Annotated in this window: 12 protein-coding genes; 10 read left to right on the top strand and 2 right to left on the bottom strand. The window is 33.8% G+C overall.

Going from position 1 to position 21,829, the window contains the following annotated elements; genetic code table 11:
* The first annotated feature begins 26 nt into the window (after positions 1-26).
* The 10 genes from ORNRH_RS09880 (at position 27) to ORNRH_RS09920 (ending at position 15,945) form a co-directional block, all read left to right on the top strand.
* Positions 27-4,103, top strand: coding sequence for a DUF6402 family protein (locus tag ORNRH_RS09880; protein ID WP_014791699.1), 4,077 nt, complete (start codon positions 27-29; stop codon positions 4,101-4,103).
* Positions 4,084-4,611: a hypothetical protein gene (locus tag ORNRH_RS09885; RefSeq protein ID WP_014791700.1), complete on the top strand. Its 528-nt coding sequence runs from the start codon at positions 4,084-4,086 to the stop codon at positions 4,609-4,611. Before ORNRH_RS09880 ends, ORNRH_RS09885 begins: the two co-directional genes overlap by 20 nt.
* Before the next feature lie 36 nt (positions 4,612-4,647).
* On the top strand, positions 4,648-5,166 hold the full coding sequence (locus tag ORNRH_RS09890; RefSeq protein WP_155814530.1) for a hypothetical protein: 519 nt from the start codon (positions 4,648-4,650) through the stop codon (positions 5,164-5,166).
* Positions 5,167-5,173: 7 nt separating this feature from the next.
* Positions 5,174-6,394 carry a hypothetical protein gene (locus ORNRH_RS12545; RefSeq protein WP_014791702.1) on the top strand — a complete coding sequence of 407 codons (1,221 nt, stop codon included), beginning with the start codon at positions 5,174-5,176 and terminating at the stop codon, positions 6,392-6,394.
* Between the two features lie 5 nt (positions 6,395-6,399).
* Entirely contained in the window at positions 6,400-7,374 is a 975-nt protein-coding gene (locus ORNRH_RS09900) for a hypothetical protein (protein ID WP_014791703.1), read from the top strand.
* 81 nt (positions 7,375-7,455) lie between these two features.
* Positions 7,456-8,886, top strand: coding sequence for a fibronectin type III domain-containing protein (locus tag ORNRH_RS09905; protein ID WP_052040759.1), 1,431 nt, complete (start codon positions 7,456-7,458; stop codon positions 8,884-8,886).
* 232 nt (positions 8,887-9,118) lie between these two features.
* Entirely contained in the window at positions 9,119-9,553 is a 435-nt protein-coding gene (locus ORNRH_RS11710) for a hypothetical protein (protein WP_155814531.1), read from the top strand.
* An 11-nt stretch (positions 9,554-9,564) separates the two neighbouring features.
* Positions 9,565-12,816, top strand: a complete 3,252-nt coding sequence (locus ORNRH_RS09910) for a T9SS type A sorting domain-containing protein (RefSeq protein WP_014791704.1) — start codon at positions 9,565-9,567, stop codon at positions 12,814-12,816.
* Positions 12,817-12,820: 4 nt separating this feature from the next.
* The gene (locus tag ORNRH_RS09915; protein ID WP_014791705.1) at positions 12,821-14,185 is read left to right on the top strand and encodes a PKD domain-containing protein; all 1,365 of its coding nucleotides are present in this window, start codon (positions 12,821-12,823) and stop codon (positions 14,183-14,185) included.
* A gap of 2 nt (positions 14,186-14,187) precedes the next feature.
* Complete coding sequence (locus ORNRH_RS09920; RefSeq protein WP_036601999.1) at positions 14,188-15,945, top strand: hypothetical protein; 1,758 nt, start codon at positions 14,188-14,190, stop codon at positions 15,943-15,945.
* Between the two features lie 60 nt (positions 15,946-16,005).
* Here the strand turns inward: ORNRH_RS09920 and ORNRH_RS09925 are convergent, their stop codons facing one another.
* Entirely contained in the window at positions 16,006-21,393 is a 5,388-nt protein-coding gene (locus tag ORNRH_RS09925; RefSeq protein ID WP_014791707.1) for an N-6 DNA methylase, read from the bottom strand.
* Complete coding sequence (locus ORNRH_RS09930; protein WP_014791708.1) at positions 21,380-21,817, bottom strand: DUF1896 domain-containing protein; 438 nt, start codon at positions 21,815-21,817, stop codon at positions 21,380-21,382. The genes ORNRH_RS09925 and ORNRH_RS09930 overlap by 14 nt, the downstream gene beginning before the upstream one ends.
* Positions 21,818-21,829 lie beyond the last annotated feature (12 nt).

Raw genomic sequence — 21,829 nt, forward strand, 5'->3', positions numbered from 1 at the left:
AATATATTAATTTAATACAGCCTATAATGCAGAAACTATATCATTATATAAAACAAGTGGGAAACTACGCTAGAATACCTGAAAAAATTATTCCAATTGTTTTTAGTTTTTTATTTGCCTTTCAACCATTATCACTGAAGGCGCAACAATACCCTGTAAAGATGGTACCAGTCTTGTTGCCACCCTATAGTTTAAAGCTGAGTGAGTATGCTATAAGTACGCAGACAAAGTTGCGCTTACAAGTCATGATGACAGACTTGCAGGAGCCACAACACCCCACAGGCATAAAGTTTAGCTTAGAAAGTTCGTTAGGCGCAGTTCCTATAGCCACTAGCCAAAGTTTTGTATCTGGGATGTCTCCTTTTACGCTGTATCCAGGCAGTAATATAACGCTGACCAATGTTGATTTAAGACCTCTGTTTGAGTTGCAGAATTTGGCAGGCTTAAATGCTTCACAATATGCACAAACTCTGCCAGAGGGAATTTATCAATTTTGCTTTCAGGCATACGATTATTATACCAAGAACAATCTTTCCGCAAAGACCTGTGCACAGGCTTATTTAACACAATATGAGCCTCCTCTACTCAATCTCCCTCAGAATGCAGAAAAAGTACAAGTTGAGGGCGATATCGTAGGCAGCAAAGGAATTGTATTTCAATGGATGCCAAGGCAAGTCGCCCCCAATACCCATTATATATTCATTTTAAAAGAACTATGGGATGCAGGACGCAGTCCTGTAGCTGGATTTTTATCCTCTCCTATATTATGGAAAGAAAAAACTTATGCAACAAGTTTATATTATGGTCCCGAGAAAACGCGTTTAATTCCAGGGAAACGCTATGCTTGGCAGGTGCAAGCAGTAAGCGGTAATCCAGTAGTTGGCACAAATCCTACCGAAGATAATGGAGTGTATAAAAACAATGGGCTCTCCGAGATATTTTATTTTGATTATGTAGAAGATTGTAAGGTGCCTACATTTTTAATGGCAAAAAATGCAGGTAGAGGACGCGTGGAGCTTAGTTGGACAATGCCCGGACAGCCCTCGGGATTATACAGTATACAATACCGAAAGAGAGACAGCAATACGGATTGGCAAACCGAAGAAAGTTACCAGACCAAATATATACTCACAGGCTTAGAAAATCAGACTGAATATGAATACAGAATAGGAACAGTTTGCGGAAATCTACAGAATTTTAACCCTTCGCCTATAGAGGGAGACACTTCAGGCAATGCCTATGCGTATAGTGCGATACAATATTTTACAACAGATAGCGAAGAAAAAGAAAGTAGTAAATACCAGTGTGGCGTAATGCCCTCTATAGACCTTACCAATAAAGCCCCATTGCAAACCGCATTAGGAACCAATGAAGTCTTTACGGCAGGAGATTTTCCAGTAACAGTACTATCATCACAGGGTAGCAATGGCATTTACAGCGGAGAAGGCTATATACAAGTGCCCTATTTAGGAGATACCAAAATAAAAGTAGTCTTTAATAATATTAAACTAAATACCGATAAACAACTGATAAGCGGTGTGGTGGAGACTACTTATGATGTGAATGAAAGTGCCGTATCATTTGTATCAGAAGGCATAGGAGAACTCTTTGGAGACAAAGGAGTAAAAGACATTACATTAAACTACACCATCAAAGAAATAAAATATGATGAGAAAACCAAAAGAATCATCATCATAGGCGATGCAGGCGCAGGTAATGAAAGCGACAGTGGTTCAGAAGAAGATAGCCAAGAGGTGTTGCCAGGAGGCAAAGATTATACCCTTACCGATGCCAAAGGCAATGTTTGGGCTGTCGATGAAGAGGGGAACATAACGAATGTAGGAAGACAAGCCAAAGGAGGAGCTTCTACTCCACAAAATACCGCAGGAGTAAATGCAGAAGGTAAGGCTACGGCTATCACAGCTGAAGGCATTAGAGTAACTTTTAAAAACAGTAGTGATTCCAAATACGCTTTTGATCAACCTGAAAAAGCATTAACTAGCGACTACAAAGAACTCAATGGTAAACTGATTCCATTCAAAGCTGTAGAAAACAAAAAGACGGAACCCTTTATTGCAAGCGTGGAGATTACAGATAATAGTATATCTGCGGATAGTTTAATATTCAAAACTTCTAAAGGTGTACCGATAGATGCCAAAAAAGTAGGAAATGATTATAGATTGACTTTAAAAGGATTATACAGCTATGCTACAGAACAAGTACAAGCAATCATTAAGCAAGGAGATAAATACCAAGTAGCTGGAGCGTTTAATTTAGTTCATATCTCACCTAAGACAATTAAGCTAAACCTCGTTCCAACGCTAGGGGTAAGTATATCTAGAAACCAAATACAGAAAGTAAAAGATATCTATAAGGAAATAGCTATAGATGTAGATATTAGCGTTAAAGAAGCCTTTGACATTACGCCTTATTTAGTAAATGGAAAATTACCTTCGGAAGATGCCTTTGGGGATTTGTCTAGCTACAGTCCTGCACAAAATAAGGTAATTGAAGCCTACAAACAAGAGCGAGGAGTAGATTTGTCTTACTACATATTTGTAACGGATAAACCCTCTTCCAATGGACAAGACGGCTATATGCGATTGGGCGGACAGTTTGGATTTGTGTATGACCAACAGGCAAGAACCATAGCACACGAGCTAGGACACGGAGCCTTGCGATTAGAACACCCATTTAAGGAGTTTAAGAATGTAGCCCAAGGGGAGGTTAAAAACCTGATGGACTACAATACCAGCAACACCAATACCAATACTAACACCAATACCAACACAAATTTCATATACCCAGACTGGAAACAAGTAAACGACCCTAAGTTTAAACTTTATTTGTTCCAAGGACAGGATGAGGGGGAGTTAGTTAATTTAGATGTTAGAGAGCATCTCAGAAAACTTCGTTTATATTACAAGTATAATATTCATTTCAATATATCTAGATATAGTCGTACTGGGGGAATAAAAAAAGGAGTTGATTTTTTTGATTATAAAGTTAAAGATTTAGTACTTATTTATTATAAAAAAGAAGGACTTGTTGCAAATTTATCTTTGTCAAAAAGTGAAAAATATTCCAATTTTTATAATAAATTAATGTACCAAATAAAAATAGGAAATGTTGGGGAAATAAATTGTCTATCAAAAGAGGATAGAGATGTTTTATATGATTTTATAACAAAGGATATGTTCAAATATATGCCACAAAATACTATTAGAATAATAAATAAAAAAACATATAACTATAATTTGATTTATAATGATTTGGAAAAGATAAAAGGAAATCTAATAAAGAAAAATATATATAAGGGACTATCAGTCAAAGAAAAATTATTACTGGATTTACCTTTAATAATGTGGAGTAAAAAATGGGAATATGGCAGTATCTTTATGTATAATTGGTTTATGGAAGAAGGGGATATCAATATGGATAAGGATCTGTATAAATTTTTAGATAATTGGAAAGAATTAAAAGAAATGAAAAATAAATTTTATACTTTTATAGAAAAGTATAAAAATGTAGAAATAAAAAAAGAAGAAAAGGAAAATACCTTTCGTTTATATGCTTTAAACGATTTGAAAAAACATCTATCTCAAATAGATATTGATACAAATATTAAACTATCTAATGAATTAAACGAAGATTACTTAAATTTTTCAAGATATAATATACAGATAGGAGTGTTTGATGACATTAATACTCCTTATGTTGCTTCGTTTGGAACTTTTTCTATTAAATATCTATTAGAAGGAAATTATAATAGAGGAAAACAGGAAATTTCTATAACAAATATTTGGGAGAAAGTTGATGATAATTTTGATTTTGTTGATGATAAAAAGTGGAGTATTATTCTTAGCCAACCATTAGGGGTTTGGAATAAATCAATTTTTAAGTATTATGAAAAGGTCGGTGCTTATAAAAATATTGATCCCTTTGATGATCGATTGAATATTAGTAATAGTGTTTTTAATTCATTCAGAAAAAAAACAAAAATAGGAAAAGACTTTTGTATTAAAGGAATAAGAAGTATCAAAGGAAAAAATATGTTTATCAAAACAATAAAAATTAACGAGAATGAAGTTATCTATAAATAAAGTTATAAAAAATAATTTCTTTTTTTCTCTTTTGATTTGGTTCTTATTACACCTATTACATATAAATGTGAGTCTTTTTGAATATTGTTGGGAAGAAAAATTGTATTGGATGGAAATGAGAACAGGCGTAGGAGGGCATTGGATAAATCAAACTTCATTTAATTTTTCTGATTATAAAGAATATGGACCAAAAAATATCAAAGACATTTTTTTTCCCTACACATATAGGCAAGAAGATGTTTTATTATTACTATTATTATTGATTGTATTATTTTTTTGTTATATTGTATTCCCTACTATAACAATGCTATTCAAAAAAAAGAATCAAAAGAAAATGTTTATAATTATTGATAGTATTAATTTTTCAATATATTTATGGTGTGCTTTTATAGGGCTATCAGACAAGCCTATGATAGGTGTTATTCCAATATACATATTGTTGCCTTTATTTTTTTGTATTCTACTATGTTTTAGAATACGCCAATATAAAAAGAAATTGATATTTTAAAATATCCCAAAAAATATGTTTATCAAATCAACAAAAATGAAGTTATCTATAAATAAAGCCATAAAGAATAATTTTAAGTTTTTTTTACTCGCATACACACTCTTGTATTTTTGCCTTATTAATTTAAAAATATTTGAAGATTATTGGGATGAAAAAATATTTTGGGAACATAGAGCAGGAAATTGGACAGCCTATTCAGGATTTTCTACAAGTGATTTTTTTAAATATAGTATCTTGACTATAAATGATTTTACTCCTTTTTATTTAGCTGGAACGAGGATTGGAATTTTTTATATTATGATTCTTGTACTTCTTTTTGTTTTCTACATCATAAACCCAATAATTTTTTGTTTTTTTGCTAAAAAAAACAAAAATATTTATTTATTGAACGATTTGATTTTTTTAATACTATATACTTGTGTTCTCATTTTTTTCCTCAGTATTTTTTTCCCTCTAAGTGTAGGTCTTATTCCTTTATATATTTTTTTTCCGATTAATTTTATTGTCTTGACTACTTTTAGAATATATCAGTATAAAAAGAATTTAATATGTTAAGTCTAAAATGCAGAGACTAATTTTTCACATATTAATATTAAGTATTTTATTTACAGACCCTGTCGGAGCTCTATATGCAGGTTGGTATAGAGGAGATTCAAAAACGGCAGCCATTTATGCTGTATCTATTGCTATGGTTGGTTCGTCTTATATCAAAGGAGGCAAGAAAGGAGTATCCAAGATAGATGAAATGTTAGGCATTGTAGCAAAGAAAACTAACAATGTAGATGGATTTGAATTAGTTTATAAGAAAATAAAAGATCTTAGCCCCACGGATTTTCATATTGCTTCTGTCAATCCTTTAGACCCTGCCGTTGCAACTAAAATTAAAGCTAATGACTTTATAGAACATGTAGATAAAGATTTCATAAAAGTGAATTTAGACCAAAAACTTGAAAAGTTTTCTAAAAAAATAGATGATTTAGCCTCGAAACTTAATTGGAGCAAAACAGACAAAGATCTTTTCAATAAAACTTTTAAAGCCACCCCAACCTCAGAAAATATCCAAAGCTGGAAGTTGCTAAAAAAAGCTAACCGAACAGGACTAATGCAAAATACTAATGCGATAGATATCTTGACAAAAGCAAGGCTTAACCCTAATATCAATAAATTAGGTATTACCGATGAAGCATTAGCAAAAATAAAAGGATTTAGAGGCACTTCGTTTGAAGATGTGATAAAACAATTAGACGAGTTTGCTACTCATGTAAACCCCAACCAAGTAGAGGGATTATCTAAATTAGTATCCGATTTAGGCAAAGGAGGCAGCTGGTCTCAAGGAGCGGAATGGACGCTACGCTATATCAACAAGAATGCCACCCACTTCAACGGTAGAAAGATTGTATTTGAAATTACAGAAAAGTGGGGCGATGCCGAAAATGGAATGATACGGATTGCCGATGTGGTGGATATAACACAAGATAATTTTAAAATTTATTACGAACTCAAATCTGTGATAGATGTACCTCCTGGTAAGTTTGCAGAGCAATTTATAAAAGACCTTAGCCGTAGAGATGTCAATAGCCTAGACCAAATTAAATGGATATTTGATGGGCAGAAAGCCCCAGCGGATTTTAAAGAAAAAATGATAAAAGCAATAGAGGATTTGGATATTAACGATAAGAAAATAGCCGAGAAGTTTTTACCAGACGTTAGGAAACCAAATACTGAATTATTGAAAAAAGAAATAAAAACACGATTTGAAGAAATTTTTAAGGTAACAGATTGAAAAATATGATAAGAAAAATAGAACAAATTAAGGGTGTTGATAAAATTTTATCTTTAGATAAAAAAGTTTTTATTATAGGAGGAGATAAATCTAGTAAAGAAATTTGTCAGATATCCAATGAATTTAATGTGTCAAAAAGTTTAGAGATAATATATAGAGATAAAAATGACGTATTAGAAATATATGATGAAGAAAAAGATTTATTTATAGAAGTTGATGAAAAAGCTAATTATTTAATACAATCTCAGACAGATAAAAGCCTAATGCTTATTTTTAAAGCAATAACAGATGAATTTTATATATATAATTATAAGCAAAATAAAGCTATAGACAAATACATATCTGATAAAAATATTTGTATATATAGCAACAATTGTGTGGTTGTGACTAAAGGTTTATCTTATACAAAACGTAATGCTTTAGATTATTTTCAATTAGGAGAATTTAACATTCCCCTCTGGACCTACACTTGTCCAGAGGGCAGGAAGATAGAAGGGCAGTTGTATGAATATGAAGGAGTGTTGGTACTATCACACAGAGATAATGATTTTAATATTTCGGCTGTGGGATTGGATATCAACACAGGAAAAAAACTTTGGGAACGAGTAGGCACGCATACATTAGGGGCAAAAAATAAAGACAAAATATACAATTTTGTATCCTCACATAAAGATAATAGAGATTACCTACAAATATTAGATATAAAGACAGGACAATTAGAAGAAAAAACACTCACTACCAATCAAAAGAATGATTATATCGTTTGGCTTTCCACCTATAGAGATGGTAAAATTTATTGTTCAAATTTGGCACACGGCTGTAAGTTAGGAGTAATTGATGTAGAAAGTAAAGAGTTGATAGTAGAGTTCCCGCTTAATTTAAAAGATGGCGTACAAATAGACGCCCCAGTAGTTACAGAAGACAAAATTTATATATTAGACAGCCAAGAGGTATTGCATATCTACGAAAGAGAAATCTAACCAGCCTAGACCAAATTAAATGGATATTTGATGGGCAGAAAGCCCCACCGGATTTTAAAGAAAAAATGATAAAATAGAAAAATGATAAAAAAATATATACTAGCTATAGCGGTACTGATAAGCGGTATAGTATTCTCTCAAAACAAAGAAGAGCAGAGAGAGCCTCAAATTCGCCTAAAGGTAGAGAGTAAGCAAGATCGCGTGTTATTGCGATGGGCAGTAGATGAGCCCATTGCATGGCAAAAAGCCAACAAAATAGGCTTTGTACTCAAAAGATATACGCTCATGAGAGATGGCAAACTATTGGAAAATCCTGAGGAGAAAAATTTAGGTATTTTTCAGCCCGCTTCAGAAGAAAAATGGAAAGCAATAATAGAAACCAATAACAATGCAGCCATTGTTGCCCAATCTTTGTTTGGAGAAAGTTTTGAAGTAGAAGTGGGCAATTCAAATGATTTACAAGGGATTATCAATAAATCTCAGGAAATAGAACAACGCTTTGCTTATGCCCTCATGGCAGCCGATTTAGATTTTGAGGTAGCAAAACTCGCAGGTTGGGGCTATGTAGATACAGCGGTAGCGCCTAATACACGCTATGTCTATACCGTGGAACTCACCCCAAGGAACAATGCCCAAGCTTTACAAATAGGAAAAGGTAGTGGTATGGCAGAGCTTTTACCTCAAGAAGAAAAGCTCCCCCAGCCCATAGATTTTATAGCGGTTTTTAAAGATAAAACCGTGAGTTTATCTTGGGATTATCAGCAATTAAGAGACCTCTATACCGCTTATTATATAGAAAAAGCCCAAGATGGGAAAAACTTTTCCCCATTGAGCAATCTCCCCGTCATGAATATGAATAATACAGAAAGGAAGGAAGCTCGTGGAATGTTTTATGTAGATTCTCTAGCACAGAATAATAAGCAAGTTGCTTACAGAATACGCGGTAAAACCATTTTTGGAGAATACGGGCCTTACTCCAATATCGTTTCGGGAGAAGGAATAAATAGATTGGAAAAGAGCCCCGTTATTACAAATTACAATATTGGAGAGAATGAAAATATTACCATCACATGGGAATTTCCTAAAGAATCAGAAAATGAAATTACAGGCTTTCAGCTTTTGCATTCAGAAACAGATTTGCCAGATAGTTACCGAGCAGTAATAAAAGGAATACCAGTCAGCAAAAGAAAACTAGTAACCAAAAGCCTTTCCCCCTCTAATTATTTTAGAATAGAAGCTATAGGTAAATCAAAAGAACACAGAGCCTCTTTTGCAATATTGGTTCAGCCTAATGACATTACCCCACCCAATACTCCCACAGACTTTAAAGGAGAAATAGATTCCTTAGGTGTGGTGCATTTAAGCTGGAAAGCTAATACAGAAAAGGATTTGGAAGGATATCACCTATTCAGAGGGATACAAAAAGGAGAAGAATTGGTGCGTATTACCCCACAGGCAATTACACAAAACACCTATCAGGAATACGATAGCATTAGAAAGTTTAAACAGTAAAGTTTATTATTACATAACGGCAACAGATAGAAGGAAAAATCAATCTAAACCTTCGGTTATTTTAGAATTAGAAAAGCCAGATAAAGTAAAACCACAAGCCCCTGTTTTTACGGGTTATAAATTAGAAGAGAATGGCTCCATTACACTCAATTGGTTGAAAAGTTATAGTGAAGACGCCGCTTTGTATAGGCTTTATCGTAAAGAAAAATGGCAACCGGACACGAATTGGAAAATGATCTATGAGACAAAGAAAAAAGAGCCAAATTACAGCTATACAGATAAGGAGGTGGAAACCAATAAGAAATATGTGTATTATTTGCAAACCATTGATAAAAGCAACTTAAAATCAGACAAATCACAGCAGATAACTTTGGAAAGCAATCATTTTAAGCCAGAATCTGTATTGGGAAGCCTCACGGGTACACAAAACAGAGAAAAAAGACAAATAGAACTAATGTGGAAAGTAAATAGTAATAATATAGTAGAAATTGTAGTCTACCGAAAAAAAGGAGAAGAAACTCCAACTTTATGGGGAGCGCTTGAAGGAGGTCAAAACTTTTTAGAAGACCCCTCGGTTCAAACAGGGAATACATATACTTATTTACTAAAACCTATGCTAAAAAATAATCAAGTAGCAAAAACCGAAAAAATAACCGTTGAATATTAAAGCATATTAGAATGAAAAAGATTTTACTAGTTATACTATTTGCCATATTGGGAAATTATGTCTTTGGGCAGAAATACGAAGTTTCTTTAAACAATTATTTTGCAAAACTTAGATATGACTCATATAAAAACAGAGGATGTGGAATTAATGAATTTTGGATAGAGGTATCTACGATGAACGGTAAAAAATACAGAATAAAGCAGAGCTATAGTAACCATTATTTTTTAGATACTACTACCCCTAGAGTAATCGTTGACTCGAAGGTTTCGAATATTCGAATATATTCTTTTCACCATGCTGAAACCGCTATAGGATGTAACGGAGGAAGAGCTAAGATTAACGAACAAATAGATATAAATGCAAATTGTCAAACTTCAATGCCATTTAGTAAAAGTGCTTATGGTAGTAAGCATGGATGTCGAGTGTGGTTTGATATAAATTTTGAAATAAAGATAAATCCTATAATCAATATTAGTTCTGTGGATCCTAGATATAGTTCAATAGGGTATAGCGACACAAAAGAAATATCGGTAACTTCTGATTCTAAAGGTTTTAGCTCGGAGAATTATAATTGGGAATATCAAGTCGTTGATTCTAAATTAGGTGAAACACTTTCCGATAGTAATTGGAATAGTATGCCTTCAAATTTAAATTTTTCTGAAAAAATTGTTTTTACACCATCAAGTTTCTTACATATAAACTCTATAGGAAAAAGAATATATTTTAGGATTAAAACTTGTAATAAACCGAGTAATTATATATGGTTTGATCTTTTAACTTCTGCACCACATATCACTTCACACATTTCTAATAAAACCAAATGTTTTAATACAAGAGACGGGGAATTAACACTCCATTTTGATAGAAAACTTGACAAAGGAGAGACCTTATCTTTAAGTTTGGAGAACAAATCAACAGGAACTGTGGTTGTTAATAAAGACATTACCTCTTATTTACATTCAGATACAGCCTATACACTTGAGAATTTACCCCCCGGAGAATACAGATTAAATGTAAATGGTACTTATAATGGAAATTCCACTTATACAGACGGAGAAAAGCACAGCATTGATTTTGAAATTGAAAAAGCAACACCGGTAAGCTTTCAACTGTCATCTAAAACAGATGTCTATTGTTTTGAAGGAAACGATGGTGTAATTAATATAGAGGCAAAAGGAGGCACAGGAAAATATCAGTATTTAATAACAAAAGACGGAAAAAATTATTTAGACTGGACCGATTTTAATAATGCTAATAAAACTTCTATAAACGCTTTGTCAAAAGGAATTTACAAAATAAAAGTACGAGATACACATGAGTGTGTAGCCAGGGAGCCCAATGATTCGAGTATAGAAAAAGAAATTGAAATTACGATCAGTCAGCCAAACGCTCCGATTAGTTTAATTGATAAAGAAATAGAAATTGTACAGCCTACGGGGTATGGATTAAGCAATGGCTATATCTCTGTCATGGTACAAGGAGGAACACCAAAATCAGACGGAAGTTATCATTATGAATGGAGAAAAGATAGCCCTACGGGGACGCTCATCACAACTGGACTAACAGCCAGAGTATCAAATGATTCTTATACCATAAAAATCAGTAATCTCACCGCCGGCAAATATTATCTCACTGTAAAAGATAAAAATTATAATGCCGCGACGGCTAAGCTAGGAAATTGTGGAATTGTATCAAAAGAATTTGAAGTAACTCAACCCGATCCATTGAAGGCAGAAATAGAAATATTACAAGACATTTCTTGTAATATTTCCAATGAATATGCTTTTAAGTTAGATTTAAATCAGAATGGAATTCCTGACAATGCAGAAGACGGAAAGATAGAAGCGAAAGTAACAGGAGGGGTAGGAACCTATAGCTATCAATGGCAGAAATTGGATAATGGTATTTTCATAGATATTTCTGGAGCTACAGCACCTGTTTTAAAAAACATTAAAGCAGGCACCTATAAAATATTAGTAATAGATGAGAACAAGAACAAAGTCGAGGAAAAAATAGTAACGACTTATCCACCTAAGTTTGAACTATCAATGTCAGCCAATTCCATTTCATGTAATAATGAAAGTAGCGGCAGAGTTTCGGTAAAAGCAACGGGCGGAACAGGGGCTTATTCTTATGAATGGAATACAATGGATACCACTTCCGAGGTTACAGGGCTTAGAGCTGGAAATTATTTTGTACTTGTAACAGACGCTAAAAACTGTAAGATAAAGGGAGCAGCAGAAGTCACACAGCCAGATAAAATTGTGATTACGGACGAAGAAGTTCGTAATCCAATATGTCATAATGCTTCTAATGGATCTATTAAAATAAAAATTTCAGGAGGGACAAAACCCTATAAAATCAGTTGGTCTAATGGTGTAACGACAGAAGAAAACTCAAATTTAGCTGCAGGAAACTATGTACTAACAGTTACAGATGCCAAGGGGTGTCAAGAAATAAAAGAATATAAATTAACAAATCCAGAACCATTAAGAGTCCATATTGGGGAAGATGTAACGTTATGTGCAGGAGACACTCAAAGATACGACGTAACGATAGATGATAAAGGAGCAAGTTATTTATGGAAAAATGAAAAAGGAGAGATAATAAGCAAATTACCAACAATAGAATTATCCGATGCAGGAGTTTACACTGTTACGGTTACGGATTCCAAGGGATGTATAGGGACAGATCGTGTTGTTATAAAAAAATCTAATGAGATACTAGAGCCTAAATTTATGCTTACGACTCATGCTTATACCGAATCCACCGTTGTATTAGTAAATACATCACCCAAGATGCCAGAAACTGTTGAGTGGCTTATTCCAAATAATTCTGCTGTAAGTGTAATAGAAAAGAATGAAGAATATTTAGAGCTTAAGTTTTCAAATACAGGTTCGTATAGAATAGGGTTAAAAGGAATGCAAGGGCAATGTAAAAAAACTTTCTACAAAGAGGTTGTCGTAGAAGAAAACTTGTCTGGAGTAGATTTATCTTCAGATAAAATTTCTAATATCACAGAATTTAATGTAGCCCCAAATCCTAATGATGGAAACTTTAAAGTAATTGTAAAATTAGAGAAAGAAAATACCATTAATCTGCGAATTATAAATATGCTCACTCAACAAGCATATCCTGTAATTACCAAGCCAAAATCAACCTATTTTTTAGTGCCCTACCATGTAACTCTGTCTGCGGGGGTATATTTTGTTATTTTAGAAACAGGTAATGAATCAATGGTGAAGAAAATGATAATTAAATAAAGATATGGAAAAGATAATAAATCGAAATAATTGGATATCAACACTCATTACATTGATGACATTTATAGTTATCAGTTCTTGTGCTAGAGAGGATAGTATTCCAGTAACAGCAGACTTTGATATAAAAGTTGTCAACGAAGATTATTCAGTACCTGTGAGAATCGAAATAAAAAATAAATCAAAGGGAGCGGATACCTATCAATGGACGTTCGAAGGAGCTGTAACGTCTCATTCCAGCCAAGTAACCCCTAAGCCTGTAATTTATACAAAAGCAGGGATTTACAAAATTATATTAAAAGCATCCAATAAAGATGGTAATGAAGACAGAAAAGAGCTAGAAATCAAAATAGATGCCGCTATGAAAGTTGATTTTGATTGGATGATGCAAGGTAGTGATATTTCTCCAATGACTTTACAGATGCAAAATAAATCATTAGGAGCGACTAATTATCATTGGGAGTTTGAAGAAGGACTCCCAGCACGGTCTAATCAACAAAATCCAAAAGTCGTTTTTAACAAAGCAGGAGAGCACAGTATTAAATTAACCATCACCAATGGAAGAGAAAGCTATACTATGCAAAAAAGCATTATTGTAAAACCTGAAATGACAGCTGATTTTGATTGGTCTGTGGATTATATCGACAATGATTATCAGGCACCTGTAATATTACATTTAAAAAACAAATCAACACATGCTTTTTCCTATAAATGGATAGTTGAAGGAGCATCACCATCAATATCTGAAAAAGAGAACCCAGACATTCATTTTGCCAATGCAGGCAATTACACAATTATCTTGCAAGCAATAAATGATAAAGTGACTAAAGAGATAAGAAAACAAATCACCATACACCCTGATGTCAATTTACTTTCATTTAGTAATATTAAATTAGGTATCAATACAGCCCATAATACCATTGGTTGTTTCTTTTCCTCCAATTTAGGAAAAGTAATCAAAGAGAATGAAGTATCAGAAATATCTACGGATAAAATAGATTTTGGCTTTTTTGGCTTAAACACCTCTTTTACTTATAATCAATTTCTATCACCAGATGAAGTACAAACCACGTCGTTTAATAAGATACCTAATGCCATTCACACAAAAATAATTAATTCACAAGAGTTGGTGAAAATACAATTAAGCCCAACATTATTTGAATCGATTAAAACAGGAAAAGGCTTTAGTAGTATAAATATTACAGAAACAAATACAGGAAAAACGCCTTTTGACAGTACAAAGAAACCACGAGTAGTTTTATTTCAAACAAACGATGGAAGAAAAGGAGCAATACTAGTCAAAGATTATATTTCATCAGGAAGAGATTCATATATCTTAGTAGATATTAATGTTCAAAAACACGCCCAATAATTATGAGGAAAAAATTAATTAAGTATTTTTTGATTTCATTTTCAATGATATTAGGAATAGCGATATGTAATGCACAAGAAGTTAATTTAGAAGGTTTAGGAAAAAGGGTCAAAGAAACCTTAGAGAAAAATCCATTCAAGCTTAGTGGAGGGATTTCTGCAAACTCAGTTTTTTACAAATCAAATGTTTATAGTGAGCGAGCTCCTTTTACTTATTTTTTGAATGGGAACTTAAATTTGGGAGTATATAACTGGTCTATGCCTATTTCATATAGTTTTACAAATCAAGGAGGGCAATTGGGATACGAAGTTCCCTTTAAATTTAACAGATTAAGTATAGCCCCTAGGTATAAATGGGTAAAGGCTTATATTGGCGATGCTTCCATGAGTTTTTCTCCCTATACATACAATGGGCTTTTATTTACGGGCGGGGGACTTGAACTTACTCCCAATATCCCTTTAAAAGTAGCTGTGATGGCAGGTAGATTGAACAAAGCCGTTGAAGACGATGAAAATTCTAATACGATTCCTGCTTATAAAAGAATGGGCTATGGGGCCAATGTTAAATGGGAAAAAGAAAAATATAAACTAGGAGTTATAGGTTTTTATGCGAAAGATGAAGTTAAATCTTTACAGCTTCAACCTGACACTAAAGGAGTCTTTCCTCAAGAAAACCTTGTATTGTCATTTACTGGAAAAATAAAAATGCAAAAAAATTTAGAGTTGTATGGGGAATATGCAAATAGTGCTTTAATTAATGATTTAAGGAATAATAACAAAGGCGGAGATAAGAAAGGAACAGCTTCTTTGTTTTTGCCAGCAAATACTAGTCTAGAATCTTATTCTGCTTATAATGGGGGCGTTAATTTAAATCTAAAAAAAGGAACTATTGGGATTAAGTATGAGAAAATAGATCCGGGATATAAAACATTGGGGGCGTATTATTTCAACAATGATCTTGAAAACATAACGCTTAATGCTTCCTTTCTAATGTTTAAAGATAAAATTTCTCTAGCTACTAGTTTAGGGCGCCAACGAGACAATTTGGACAATAAAAAGATTAAACAAACGAACCGTTGGGTAGGAGCCGCTAATCTTAATGTTCGAGCTTCAGATAAACTTTCAGTTACTGCGAGTTATTCAAACTTTACGATGTTCACAAATCATCAATTAAATCAGTTCAATATAATTAATAAAAATCCGTTACTATTACAACAGCCTAAAGATTCTATTGAATATAAACAAATAGCCCAAAACACAAACATAAATATTAATTATATAATTTCCAGTACAAAAGAAAAGACTCAAAACATAAATATTAATTATTCGCTAAATGATATGGTCAATAAAGAAAATAATGTTGTGAGAAAAGGCGGATTGTCAAGATTTCATAATGCAAATATTAATTACAGTTTAGGCTTTCCTAACAAAAAATTAAATATGGCAGGAGCTTTAAATTTCACACACACTTATACTATGTCACAAACAACAATAATATGGGGGCCTGGGGTTACAATAAATAAATCTTTTCTAAAAGAAGATAAACTTAGAACCAACATGGGATTGTCTTACAATCAATCGAAAAACAAGAAAACAAATGCTAAGGTTTTAAATTTTTCTTTAGGGGCTAGCTACGCTCCTTGGAAGAAACATAATTTTAATCTTAATTATATACAAATGCTTAGAAAAACTGATCAAAAAGAGATTAATCCGAATTTAAATGAAATAACATGTACTTTTGGCTATAATTTTAATTTTTAATTAAATTTGGCAGTTTCCGACACCGTCCCAAAAAGTGAACAAACTAATAAAGTTATTCTCTTACATTTTAAACTTTTTGCTCGAGATATTTATTTTACTTTGGGGCGGTTGAATAGCTTTATCATCAACCTTTGATACCACTTGCTCATCATCTAGAGAATCTACCTTTGTATTATTTTCATTTATCGACAAATGAATTTTCCTTTCAATGGAAGCTAGTTCATTTTTAAGTTCTGCGAGTTCCCTTTCTTTATTCCATTTACCATTCACCACTTGTTGTAAGATAGGTAAATCCTCATTGATTTCTTTGAGTTCCTTTTCACTTTTTTGAATGAGATTAGGTATTTTTTCCAAGGCTTTGATAAAGCTCATAGAGGCTAAGTTGGGATCTTGTGCTATTTTTCCATTATTATGTGTATAGCGTATACCGCCTTCTCCTTTTACAAAGAAACGATTTTGGCGGATGTCCACCCCTTCTTTTGTTGTGATTTCAGTTTTGACCAAAACCTGAAAACCATATAGGTTTCCAATTTCTTGATAATCTCCGCCAGTTCGAGCCTTTTTAGCGTAAATATTCAATCTTTCCCCCAATTGTTCTATGCTAGATTCTTGTGGGAGCTCCTCTAGTTGTAAGGCATTCACAAAATCCCCATTAGGTAATTTATGAGCCCTTGCATTGAGATTATCCCAATCGGCATGTAAACGCATCAATCGATTTTCAAGAGCCTCTTTATCTTCTGCAAGCATTTCTAGTTTAAATCGAGAAGAAGATTTATTTCGTAGAAAAGCTTGTCGTTCACTTTCCAAAGCGGTTATTTTCTTTTCCACTTTAGCTTTATCCAATAAATCGGTATTTCCAGAAAGAATTGCTACATATTCTGAAAAATTCATTCCAGACTGTTTCCCTTCATCAATGGTTCGTTTCCCTAGTTTATTGGATTTAAGTTGGTCGATAAAGAGTTGTTTATTGAAAAGTAGATTGAATTTATAAGAATCCAGAGATTTTTCCACAGCATAGATAATTACATCCACTTTGTTATCCGCAAAATATTTAGCCACTTCATTCCCTTTTCGTATGGCTCTACCATCTCGTTGTTGTAAATCACTAGGTCTCCAGGGCGTATCCAGATGATGAATGGCAACGGCTCTCTTTTGTGCATTCACGCCTGTACCGAGCATATCGGTAGAACCAAATAGCACACGGATTTTCCCCTCATTGGTATCGGCGATGAGTTTTTTTCGAGATTTATCGTTTTTAGCTTCTTGGATAAAACGAATCTCTTGTGGCGGAATGCCGTAATCTTCTACCAATTTTCGTTTAATTTCAGAGTAAGGATTCCATTCATTAGGTTTGTAAGTTCCTAAATCTGAAAACACAAACTGCGTTCCCTTTTGAGCCTTGTATTTTTCGTAATATTCATAGATTTTCTTAGCACAATGAGAGGCTTTATTATCAGGGTGGTCATCATATTTACTATCAACCAATCGCATGTCTAATGACATCTTTCGTGCATAATCTGTTGCAATTAGCATTTTAGCTTTTTCCTCTCGTTGAGACAGGGGTTCTCTTCCTAGTAATGAAGCATCTCCATTTTGAGCAAATTTCATTAATTTTTCAATAAAAACTTCTTGCTCGGGGGTAGGTGGAATATTATATAAAATCTCATTTTTTTCAGGACGGTCGATACCGATATCCTTGGCGGTTCGATAGTCTGTGATTTCTGAATAGAATTGTGCTAATTCAGGCACTTTGATAAAATAGCGGAATCTTTCTTTTTGTACAATATTATTCGCCACTGAAAATTCGTAATCAGTAGTTTTACGAGCATAGATGGCTGCCCAAGCATCAAAACAAGTAATACCTTGTTTCTCTAGTGCTTTGGGACGTAGGTATTTGAATAGTAAATAAAGTTCCGTTAAGGAGTTAGAGATGGTAGTACCCGAGAGAAAGGTAGCTCCTAAGTCTTTACCAGACCTTTTTTGAATGGTGCGAATGGCAAACAATAAATTCATTGCCTTTTGGCTACCTTGCATATTTCCAAGCCCTGCTACGCGATCATGTCGTGTATTGAACATCAGGTTTTTAAACTTATGGCTCTCATCAACCAACAAATGATCAATTCCCATCATTTGAAAATCGACAATATCATCAGTTCGATTATTAATATCATGTTCTAAAGCTTTCAGCTTAACCTCTAGATTTTCCTTTCTTTTGATAATGCCTTTGAGCATTCCTCTAGAAATTTCTTCTCCTTGTTGTTTCAAAGCCCATAGATTTTCTTCCACATCGTCTAATTCTTGCTGAAGAATTTCTTTTTGTATTTCGTAAGATTGAGGAATCATTTTAAATTGGTCATGCGTTAAAATCACACAATCCCAATCATTATTTTTAATATCACCAAAAATACGCAAACGCTTATCGGGTTTGAAGTCATCCTTTCCTGGGTATAATATTTTAGCAAAAGGATAGGCTTTTCTATAGGTTTCAGCAATTTCGTGAACATTGGCTTTTAATCCGATAATCATGGGTTTGTGAGCCAATCCCAAGCGTTTCATTTCTTGTGCAGCACAACACATAATCAAGGTTTTTCCCGCGCCCACTTCATGGTCACAAATAGCCCCACCATTGAGTTTAATCATCCAAATAGCATCTTTTTGACTACTATATAAATCCTCAATGCCTAATCCTTTACGATCTAAACCAGGGAAATCTTGATGAGAGCCATCATAATTGGGGCGAACAAAACAATTGAACTTACGATTGTATTTATCTGCTAAGCGTTCTTTAAAAGCGGGACTTTGTTCCAATAACCAATTAGAAAAAGCGGAACGAATTTCATCAATTTTATGATTAGCCATTTGAATAGCCTCCATATCCGCCACTTTAACTTCTTTATTATTAACTTGTATCTTTTTAGTAATATTAGGCGTAGTATTGATGAGGGCATATTTGAGTAATGCAATCCCATCATAAGTTCTACTTTCAGATTTTACAGCATATTGGTCGTAGATACGGCTGTTTTTTCTAGCACACTGAACATCGAAATTATCCATTGTTTTGGAATAAGACACTTGTACCTCTGTATCAAATAAATGAGAGGCGAAATGACTGTAGATTTCCATAGGAATCCACCGTTCTCCTAGGTTGAAATCCAACTCTTCAAACGCAATGGGTTCAGGGCTTACCTTTTTTAGGGCTTCTAGAGCCGCTATCGCCTCTTGATGCTCGGGAAGTCTTTCCAAATATTTTTCGACAGCCTCTATTTTTTCTACAATATTTCCAGCGAGCCAAGTTTCTCCTGTTTCATATTGCATGGCCATAGGATTGTAATAGAGTGTTTCTTTGAGTTCTTTCTTAAGGGTTTCCGTATTTTGTCCAGCAAGTTCACTCATATAAGGCAAATTCACTTTACCATGTACATTTAACGAATGGATCAGGGCTTCTTTGGGGGTAATATTTTCTACGGAGGTAGTAGAAAAGCTAACAGGTTTTTCAAAAATATCAGCTTTGCGGTAAACTCCATTGACTTTTCGCTCTAAATAAGGGATTTCGTTGCCAGCACCATCTGTTTGGATCAATCCTATGTTATTTTTACTATTCAAAGCGCCATAATTTCTTATAAATTCATTGTACAAAGTGTTGAGTTTTGTTCTTTCGTCTGGATAGGGCTTTCTATCCTTGGCTTCTTTGTTGTATAAATCAAAATAACTATCTCGAAGAGCCATATAATCTATGGCTTTTTTTCGCTGCAGAACCCCTACATCTAATGGGACAAAAGTGGCGGTTCCCTCCTCTTTGCTTACATTTCTTAAATATCCTGGTTGTTCATTTTGAATCACTAAAGCATCTTCTCTATAATGGCTTAAAATATCGCCTTCAAATGGTGTAGGTTCAAAGCTAATAGAAGTATTATCTGCACTTTCACTTTCCCCCGTTGAATTTGTATCATCGGAGTAAGAAAAAGAGAAAAGATCCTTTGGAAAAGCCTTATATGCGGTATTTGTTGTTTGTTTTTTCTTACTAGAACGCTTGATATTTTTTGAAGGTTTAGGTACTGTTGGAGGCTCTTCAAAAAGTGTATCAAATAGGCTTAATTGTATCCCAACATTATTTTCGATTCTGGCGGTTGAAAGATTGTTTTTGGGAGTGGAATGTGTTTTTTTCGTATTTGCACCAATAGACTCTTTTGTTTTTGTTGCTGATAGTTCAGGCGTTATAGAAGTTGAAATGGTATTAATTTGGGATTTTTCGTTTTTTTTGAGTATTGTAGTTGGTTGATTTGAAAAAGAATCCGCAAGATATAAAGGCATTCGTTGTTTATAATTACCAAAATCAAGGTTTAATTTCTCTTCGAGGTCACGGGCTATTCCAGACACGCCATTTTCGTGTACATAAATTCTTGAGGGTTTTCCATATAAGTCTGTACCCAATTGTGATTTTGTATGAATAATCCGTTGAGGATTGTTTTCAAACAGGGCATTAGTGGTATAAGCTTCGGAATGTTCTATCGTATCGCAAAAAAGTAAATCTTCGGTAGACAGGCTTTGTTTTAGCGTGTCTTTTTGTAAGATGATTAAATCACTCCCCACTTCAGTTCCCGCGTAATCCGTAAATAAATTATTGGGCAATCGGATAGCTGAAACTAAATGAGCTTGGCGTATTATAGCCTCTCGGATAGGACGGTTTTTAGGACTATTCAGCACCCCCTGAGAGGTAATATAGGCTAATAATCCGCCTTCTTTAAGGGTGTCCATTCCCTTTAAAAAAAAGTAATTATGAATATTTTGTGCCGCCTGTTGTTTTGCCAAGTCTTTACTTCTTGAAAAAGACAAATCAAATACAGCAATATCCCCAAAGGGTATATTACTGCTTACTATATCAAAGAAACTATTTTGTCGTTCCTCAATATTTTCAAATCCCTTAATTTTTATTTGGGCGGAAGGATATAAATGTTTAAGTACTTTCCCCGTTAGTAAATCTTTTTCAAAAGCCGTTACAGATACATTTTGACTTGATTTAAAATGTTCTACAAAATTCCCTGAGCCTGCTGAGGGGGCTAATACTTGTTGGTATTGAAAATTTTGTTCATTAAGTACCGTTGAAAGAGCTTGTATGACTTCTGGTGGGGTATAAAATGAAGTAAGCACTGAGATTTTAAGACCATCGATCATCCTTTTATAAGCTGAAAAATCAGAAGCATTGACACGAATAAACTCATACAACTTTTGAGTGGCTTCAAAATAAGGCTCATCGGACTTTGACCAAAAACGACGATCTTCCTCTTCGTTTGCTGGATTGAGTATAAACTTTAATCCTCCAAAACCTGAATATTTTCGGAGGATTTCTTTTTCTTCGTTTGTGGCCAGTCGCTTTTCTTGGTCTAATTGAAAAGCAACTTGTAAGGCTTGAATGTTTTGTTCTAAATGTAGTTTCTTATTGAACGCCATTTTCTTCAATCCATATTTGAATTTGTCCTGTTAGTTCAGTGTAAAGAGCATCATACGCTTGGGAGCCCTCAAAATCTTGATGTAAATTGTAATGCTCAAATACTTCAATGCAATAGGGGAACATTTTAAGTGCAAAGGCACGGGCTTCATCGGCAGGGATTTCTCGGTCAAACTCATTACAAACCACTTGATATACTGTGTCAAAAGGAGAATAATACAAGCCTTCAAAAAGAGCTTCATTTGCAATAGCACGGCATTCTAGTACAGAGTGCCCCGCATCAAAGGCTCTTTCATAAGCCTCTGCTGCTAAATCGCTACGTTCTTTGATAAAGGCTTCATTTGTTGCCAGATTGGGAAAACTCGTGTTTAATAGTTCTCTTAGTCGTAAATCGTAATACGAAATTTCTTTTTCTTGTGTTGCCATAATTTATATTTA

It is taken from the genome of Ornithobacterium rhinotracheale DSM 15997, from assembly GCF_000265465.1.
Classification (GTDB): Bacteria; Bacteroidota; Bacteroidia; order Flavobacteriales; family Weeksellaceae; genus Ornithobacterium; species Ornithobacterium rhinotracheale.